This window comes from Pseudomonas sp. ChxA, from assembly GCF_030263855.1.
Classification (GTDB): Bacteria; Pseudomonadota; Gammaproteobacteria; order Pseudomonadales; family Pseudomonadaceae; genus Aquipseudomonas; species Aquipseudomonas fluorescens_CB.
In genome coordinates this window covers 1,377,731-1,385,174 of sequence record NZ_JARPMK010000002.1, presented here as the reverse complement: position 1 = coordinate 1,385,174, position 7,444 = coordinate 1,377,731, and the positions used below count along the sequence as shown (strand labels likewise).

At 62.3% G+C, this 7,444-nt stretch carries 7 protein-coding genes; 2 read left to right on the top strand and 5 right to left on the bottom strand.

The window, feature by feature from the left end:
• The first annotated feature begins 15 nt into the window (after nucleotides 1–15).
• Both tagQ and P5706_RS32175 read left to right on the top strand, forming a co-directional pair.
• Nucleotides 16–942 carry a type VI secretion system-associated lipoprotein TagQ gene (gene tagQ, locus P5706_RS32180; RefSeq protein ID WP_200432364.1) on the top strand — a complete coding sequence of 309 codons (927 nt, stop codon included), beginning with the start codon at nucleotides 16–18 and terminating at the stop codon, nucleotides 940–942.
• Between the two features lie 124 nt (nucleotides 943–1,066).
• Complete coding sequence (locus tag P5706_RS32175) at nucleotides 1,067–1,441, top strand: hypothetical protein (protein WP_003195530.1); 375 nt, start codon at nucleotides 1,067–1,069, stop codon at nucleotides 1,439–1,441.
• A 131-nt stretch (nucleotides 1,442–1,572) separates the two neighbouring features.
• Here P5706_RS32175 and P5706_RS32170 read toward each other — a convergent pair whose 3' ends face one another.
• The 5 genes from P5706_RS32170 to exbD form a co-directional block, all read right to left on the bottom strand.
• Nucleotides 1,573–3,006, bottom strand: coding sequence for an aminoacyl-tRNA deacylase and HDOD domain-containing protein (locus tag P5706_RS32170; RefSeq protein ID WP_285684466.1), 1,434 nt, complete (start codon nucleotides 3,004–3,006; stop codon nucleotides 1,573–1,575).
• Between the two features lie 77 nt (nucleotides 3,007–3,083).
• Nucleotides 3,084–5,159, bottom strand: a complete 2,076-nt coding sequence (gene recG, locus P5706_RS32165) for an ATP-dependent DNA helicase RecG (protein WP_200432366.1) — start codon at nucleotides 5,157–5,159, stop codon at nucleotides 3,084–3,086.
• A gap of 8 nt (nucleotides 5,160–5,167) precedes the next feature.
• Nucleotides 5,168–6,088 carry a hydrogen peroxide-inducible genes activator gene (locus P5706_RS32160; protein ID WP_017135841.1) on the bottom strand — a complete coding sequence of 307 codons (921 nt, stop codon included), beginning with the start codon at nucleotides 6,086–6,088 and terminating at the stop codon, nucleotides 5,168–5,170.
• 181 nt (nucleotides 6,089–6,269) lie between these two features.
• Nucleotides 6,270–7,019: an energy transducer TonB family protein gene (locus P5706_RS32155; RefSeq protein WP_285684462.1), complete on the bottom strand. Its 750-nt coding sequence runs from the start codon at nucleotides 7,017–7,019 to the stop codon at nucleotides 6,270–6,272.
• Nucleotides 7,016–7,441 (bottom strand): TonB system transport protein ExbD, encoded by a 426-nt coding sequence (exbD, locus tag P5706_RS32150; RefSeq protein ID WP_003195519.1) that lies wholly within the window; start codon nucleotides 7,439–7,441, stop codon nucleotides 7,016–7,018. The genes P5706_RS32155 and exbD overlap by 4 nt, the downstream gene beginning before the upstream one ends.
• Nucleotides 7,442–7,444: the final 3 nt, after the last annotated feature.

The window sequence follows — 7,444 nt, the reverse complement described above, 5'->3', positions numbered from 1 at the left end:
ACAGAGAACACACCTATGCTTTTTTCCCGTAAGGCGGTTTCCAAGCGTCACCTGCTGCTGATCGCAGCTGGTTTCAGCACCGTATTGACCGGTTGCGCCACGTCGCCGGCCTCCAAGGTCGCGTCGAGCACCAAGGTCGAGTACTACCCCAACTGCTATGAGCCGGTGCAGCACCTGCGTGCAACCGATTCGAACATGACCAAGTCGGTCGTGACGGGAGCAGCCCTGGGCGCAGCCGGCGGTGCATTGCTGGGCGCGCTCACCGGCGACTCCGACAAGCGCGGCCGCAATGCCGCCATCGGTGCAGCGGGCGGCGCCCTGGCGGGTGGCGCAGCGGGTTACTACACCGAGCGTCAGAAGCAGATCACCGATGACAACCAGCGCATCGCGTCGTACTCCACCGACTTCAACAAAAGCGCCTCCGACATCGACCGCAGCACCGCGTATGCCAAGGCATCCCAGCAGTGCTACCAGAGCGCATTCACCAAGCTGGTGGCCGACCGCAAGGCCAAGACTGTCAACGATACCGAAGGCCGCAAGCGCCTGGCGGAAATCGTTGCAGGCTTGAAAGAGTCCAACGACCTGATCGTTGCTGTGAATGGCAAGGCCAGCGAAGACCTGAACAACTACACCCAGGCCTACGAGCAAGACCTGCAACAAGTGGGTGTACAGCGCGCCGACGTGGTGACCGTGGCCCAAGCCGACACAACCCCGCAAGTGGTGCCGGCGAAGAAGGGCAAGGCGCCTGCAAAAGTCGCCAAAAAGCCGGTGCTGCCAACCGTGCCGAAGGAAGCGGTGACCACCGAGAAGAGCATTCAGACCGTGCAAGCCAAGCAAGCTGAAAGCAAGCAGGTCGCCAGCGCCGGTAAGGCGCAGATTGAAGGCACCTGCCGCGATCCAAACCTGGCCGACTGGGCGCCAGTGCCGTGCCCTAACGTTTAAGCAACATGTTGCTATAAGCGTTAAACGCCTGCCGATCTCCTGCTAAAGCGCGAGATCGGTGGCGTTCTGTCGGTAAATCGTTACACTGCTGCGGCCACTTAATAATTACATTGAGGCTGTGTGCATGAAATTTCGTCTTCTGCTGTGGGTGCTGGGCCTGATGATGGGCAAAGCCAGCCGCACCAACCCTGCTTTCCAGCAACAGCTGGGTGACAAAGACCTGGCGTTCCAGTTGCAGACCCTCGACGGCAAGGTTGCCCGTCACTTCATCGTCAAAGACCAGCGCATCACCAGCCGTTCGGGTGTCCACCCAGCGCCGGCGTTTGCCATTGCCTTTAAAGATGCCGCCTATGGCTTCGCCACGATGCAGGCGAAGAACAAGCAGTTGGCATTCATGACGGGCATTCAGGACAAGTCGATTCAGATCAAGGGCAACCCGGCGCTGGTAATCTGGTTTCAGGGGTTGACCAAGTATTTGAAGCCGAAGAAAAAGAAGTAGGTCTTTCAGGCAGACCGAGTTGCATTCATCGCAGGCAAGCCAGCTCCCACAGTTGACTGCATTCCAACGTTGGAACTCGGTCAACTGTGGGAGCTGGCTTGCCTGCGAAAGCTATGAAGCAGGCGACAGACTTATCCCTGGCTGAACTGGGACGCGAGTTCGCGTAGCAGCACTTCGGCATCCAGCACTTTACCGACCACTTCTTCAGCCTTTTCCCGGCTCAGGCCCAGGCGCTCCAGCAGGGCATCCGGGATGGCTTCATCCGGCCCGGAACCAATTCCACGGCTGCGCAGCAGGCGCACGGCCAGGCACACCAAGTTCGGGTATTCGGCATATTGCCCATCATAGGTCGGGTCGTGCTGGAAGCGCAGGGCAGTGGACAGTTCGTCCGGCATGTCCCAGTAGCGCATCAACCACGCGCCGATCTGCTCGCGGCTGATGCCCAGCAGGTGCTGCTCGACATAGCTATGGCACAGGTGCGGGTTGACCTCCAAGTGACGGCAGATCAGCGAGAAGTGTGGCGGGAAAACATGCGCCAGCAGCAAGTAGCCGAAGTTGTGCAGCAGGCCGGCGAGGTATGTCAGGCCTGCTTCCGGGCGCTGGGCGCGTGGCATGGCGCGGGTCAGGCCTTCGATCACGGCGGCGGTGTAGATCGACTGGTGCCAGTACGGCGTCGACTGGTGCGGGTGGTCCTTGGGCAGGCTCAAGGTTTTGCCCAGGGCCAGGCCGAGTGCCAGGTTTATCACCAGATCAAAGCCCAGCACACGCACAATGGCGTCTTCTACAGAGCGGATCTTGCCCGGCGAGGCGTAGTACGGCGACGCGGCCCAGCTCACCACTTGGGCAGCGAGGGCCGGGTCGGTTTCGACGACGCTGGTGATGTCATCGATGGTGGCGTTGGGGTCGACGCGCAGCTTGATGATTTTCTGCGCAGTGTCGGCCAGCGGCGGAATCTCGATGGTCGCTTCCAGACGCTGCTGGATTCGGCGTGCAGTGAACGCCTGCATCGCCTGGGTGATTTCCTCGCGGTCATCATTGGGGCGATCGAGGTTGGGGCGGATGTTGCTCAGCGGCTCGCCAAAGTGCCCGGCGCTGGCCTTGGTGAGCATGCTCTTGAAATCGTTGCTGGCGATTTCCAGCAGTAGCCCGGCCTCACCGGAATGCACCCACAGGCTTGGCTCGCTGAGCAGGCTGCCTTCATACAGGCTTGGCTCGCTGAGCAGGCTGCCTTCATACAGGCATGGCGAGCTGGTCAGCGCCGGCAAGCCCGGCAACAGGCTCAAGTCGTGCTTGGCCAGCATGCGCTCGATGCGGTCCGGCGACACGGCCGTGAGGCGCCGGCCGGTGAGTTCAGCCAGGCGGTTGAGGTCGAGCAACTGGCTCTGCGGGAACAGCACCATGAGTGCGCCAACGGCATCTTCCAGCAGTACCGCCTGGACCTTTCGAGCGGGATTCAGGCCGGCGTGTTCGGTCACTTCCGTGTAGGGGATGGCGAGCTTTGCGAGCAGAGCCCGAATGACCGGCGGGGCGGTCAGTGGGGCTGTGGCGAGGGCAACTTCTGACATGGCCTGATCCAATTTCGTACAGTCACCGAAGTATAACCAGCTTGATACAACTGTTGGTTGGATAAGTGAGTCAGGCGTCACACTTGGCCGTATTGCTGCCCATGCCTGAGCCAGCGATCCAGCAACGGGCTGACATGCTCCGGCCAGCGCTCCAGCAGCGCTTGCGCCGCATCACGCACGGCAGGCAGCAAGTCGGCATCGCGCATCAGGTCGGCGACCTTGAATTGCAGCAGGCCGGTCTGGCGAGTACCCAGCATTTCACCGGGCCCGCGCAGTTCGAGGTCTTTTTCGGCGATGACAAAACCGTCGTTGGTCTCGCGCATAATGCCCAGGCGCTGACGGCCGATCTGTGACAGCGGCGGGTGGTACAGCAGCACGCAGTGGCTGGCGGCGCTGCCCCGGCCCACACGGCCGCGTAGTTGGTGCAGTTGGGCCAGGCCGAGGCGTTCGGGGTTTTCGATGATCATCAGGCTGGCGTTGGGCACGTCCACACCGACTTCGATCACGGTGGTGGCCACCAGCAGTTGCAGGTTGCCAGCCTTGAATTCGGCCATTACTGCGGCTTTCTCTGCGGGCTTCATGCGCCCGTGGATCAACCCGACCTTCAGCTCGCCCAAGGCGCTGGTGAGGTCTTCAAATGTGGTCTCGGCTGCCTGGCAAGTCAGCTCTTCGGATTCTTCGATCAGCGTGCACACCCAGTACGCCTGGCGGCCTTCGGCGCAGGCGCCGCGCACGCGTTCGATGACCTCGACGCGGCGCGTGTCGGTGACCAGCACGGTATTGACCGGCGTGCGACCCGGCGGCAGCTCATCAAGGATCGACGTGTCGAGGTCGGCGTAGGCGCTCATGGCCAGGGTGCGCGGGATCGGCGTGGCAGTCATGATCAGTTGATGCGGATTCATCCGGCCGCCCACGCCTTTCTGGCGCAGGGCCAGGCGCTGTTGCACGCCGAAGCGGTGTTGCTCGTCGATGATCACCAGGGCGAGGTTCTTGAACTGCACTTCGTCTTGGAACAGTGCGTGAGTGCCCACCACCATCGGTGCGCCACCGGCAATCTGCTCCAGCGCCGCAGCGCGGGTCTTGCCCTTGAGCTTGCCGGCCAGCCACGCCACTTCCAGGCCCAGCGGTTCGAGCCAGCGCTTGAAGGTGATGAAGTGCTGTTCGGCGAGAATTTCGGTGGGCGCCATCAACGCCACTTGGTAACCGGCTTCCAACGCCTGCAAGGCGGCGAGGGCGGCGACTACGGTCTTGCCCGCACCCACGTCGCCCTGGATCAGCCGCAGCATGGGTTCGTGCTGGCTGAGGTCGTAGGCGATTTCATTGCCCACGCGTTGCTGCGCGCCCGTTGGCGCAAAGCCGAGGTTGGCCAGGTATTGCGCAGGCAACCGCGTGGCCTTGGGCATCGCCGGCGCGCGCAGAGAACGCATGCTTTCGCGCAGGCGCTGTTGGGACAATTGGTGTGTTAGCAGTTCTTCGAAGGCCAGGCGATGCTGGGCCCAGTGATGGCCCAGTGCGAGTTCATCGACGTCGGCGTCGGCGGGTGGGTTATGCAGGTAGCGAATCGCATCGTCCAACGGCGCCAGTTGGTAGTCGCGCGCCAACTCCAGAGGCAACCAGTCGGGCAGGCTTTTGGGGCCGAGCATCGTCAGCGTTTGCATGCACAGCTGGCGCAGGCGTTGCTGGGTCAGGCCTTCGGTCAGCGGGTAGATCGGCGTGAGTGTGGTATCGACCGGAGGCGGCTCGTCGCCAGTGATTGCGCGGTACTCCGGGTGGTAGATTTCCAGGCCGGATGCGCCGGGGCGCGCCTCGCCATAGCAACGCACGCGGGTGCCGCGTTTGAGGCCGTCCTTTTGCGCGTTGCTGAAATGGTAGAAGCGCAGGCTCAGGCCGCCAGTGCCGTCCTGCAGGCGCACGACTAAACTGCGGCGCTTGCCCATTACCACGTCGGCGCCGCTGACGGTGCCTTCGACCACTGCATCCTGCCCAGGGCGCAAGTGGCCGATGGGCACCACGCGCGTGCGGTCCTGATAACGCAGGGGCAGGTGGAACAGCACGTCCTGAAGGTTTTCCAGGCCGACCTTGGCCAGCTTTTCGGCCATGGCTTCACCGACACCCTTGAGTGCGGTGACCGACACCTGCGACAGCTCTGTCATACCGTTAATCAGCTCGCAGCATTCGGCTTGGCCACCGAGCACAGACGAACCGAGTCGGCCAGGATCTCAATGGCTTTCGGGCGTGGGAAGCTTGCGCGCCAGGCGATCGCCACAGTGCGAAATGGCACCGGCGGCGTGAGTGGGCGCACTTCGATCACGCCGGGGGCGTAGTGATGGCTGTCCACTGCCGATAACGGCAGAATCGAAATACCCAGGCCGGAAGCAACCATATGGCGAATGGTTTCCAGGGAGCTGGATTCCACGGTGGTGTGTTTGGCGCCGTCGTTGCCCTTGGTCAGGGTCGGGCAGGCTTCCAGTACCTGATCGCGGAAGCAGTGACCCTCGCCCAGCAGCAGCAGGCTTTTGTCGTTGAGCAGGCCGGCGTCGATGGTGTCTTTCTGCGTCCACGGGTGGGAGGCCGGCATCAGCACGTAGAACGGCTCGTCGTAAAGCGGCAGGGTCAGCACGTCTGCCTCATTGAACGGCAGGGCGATGATGATTGCGTCCAGCTCACCGTTGCGCAGTTTGTCGCGCAGCACGTGGGTGAAGTTTTCTTCGATATACAACGGCATCTGCGGCGCAACGCGGTGCAGCTGCGGAATCAGGTGCGGGAACAGGTATGGGCCGACAGTGTAGATGGCGCCGACCTTGAGCGGTGCGGTCAGCTGGTTCTTGCCGGCCTGGGCCAGTTCGCGAATGCTTTGCGCTTGCTCCAAAACCTTTTGGGCCTGGGCGACGATACCTTCGCCCACTGGCGTCAGGCGCACGGCGCTCTTGCTGCGCTCGAAAATCAGCACACCGAGTTCGTCTTCAAGCTTTTTCACGCCCACCGACAGCGTCGGCTGGCTGACATGGCAACGCTCGGCCGCGTGGCCGAAGTGCTGCTCTTGGGCGAGGGTCACGATGTAGCGTAATTCTGTAAGAGTCATAGCGGGCGTCCATGAGGTTGCGGGCCAAGCATAACGGCTGCAATCGATAGACGCACGTTATCAGAACTTTGATGGGGATTGAGCGGGGAATGTTGAGGATTTTGCTGAAGTGGTGAAACCAAATGTGGGAGCTGGCTTGTGTGGGAGCCGGCTCCCACACAAGCCAGCTCCCGTTTGCTGCTTACCGGCGGCGCTTCTCGATGTTGTAAACGAACGGCGCGACGATTTCGACGCTTCCGCCTTTCAACATATCGGCCGGTGGCTTGGGCAGTGGCTGGGCACGACGGATCATGTCCAGGGTCGCACGGTCCAGGTCGGCGTTGCCGGAGCGGCCCACCAGCTCATAGGACAGCACGTTGCCTTCGGCATCCACCACAAAGCGCAGGCGGTTCAAACCTTCCTTGCCACGCTGTTGGGCACCTGGCGGGTACTTCTTGTACTTCTGCAAGTGCGCCAGCAGGGTGCCTTCCCAGGAAGCTTTGGCCGCGACCTGTTGTGGCGACGGGCCAGGAACCGGTTGAGCCGATTTTTCAGCGGGTGCGTTGGTCGGAGGGGTTTCGCTCGGCGGCTCTTCGGAAGGTTTTTCCTTGGGCGGCTCGGGCTTCTTCTCCACCGGCTTGGGCGGCTGAGGCTTGGGTTTGGGTTTGACCGGCTTGGGCACCTGGATCGTTGGCTTCGGCGCCTCGGCCAGTTTCGGCAAAGGCAGCTCTTCCACGGGGGCAGGTGGCTGCGGCGGCGTGACAACCTTTGGCGGCGCCGGCGGTGGCGGTGCAGGCATCGGCGCCAGGTCGATGACCATGGCCGCCGGTGGCAACGTTACCGGATGCGGCGCGGACCATTGGAGCGCGATGATGATCGCGACGGCATGCACGCCCAGCACGACGGCGAGGCTGGTGCCATAACGCGTCAGTTTGTGGCGCGTCGTGATCATTTCTTGGCTGCCGTCTCAAGTCCGACCAGGCCTACCTTGAGGTAGCCGGCTGCCCGCAAGGCATCCATCACGCTCATCAGGTCGCCGTAGTCCACGCCTTTGTCGGCCTGGAAGAAGATCGTCGTGTCTTTTTTGCCTTGGGTCTTGGCGTCGAGCACCGGGCCCAAGGTTTCAGCTTTGACTTCTTCTTCGCCCAGGAACAGGCGTTGGTCCGCCTTGACGCTAAGGAAAATCGGCTTCTCCGGCCGCGGCGCAGGCTTGGCGCTGGACGCGGGCAGGTCGACCTTGATATCCACGGTGGCCAGCGGCGCGGCCACCATGAAGATGATCAGCAGTACGAGCATTACGTCGATAAACGGCGTGACGTTGATCTCGTGGTTCTCGACGAGCTCGTCGTCGCCTTGATTCAAATGCAGGCCCATGGC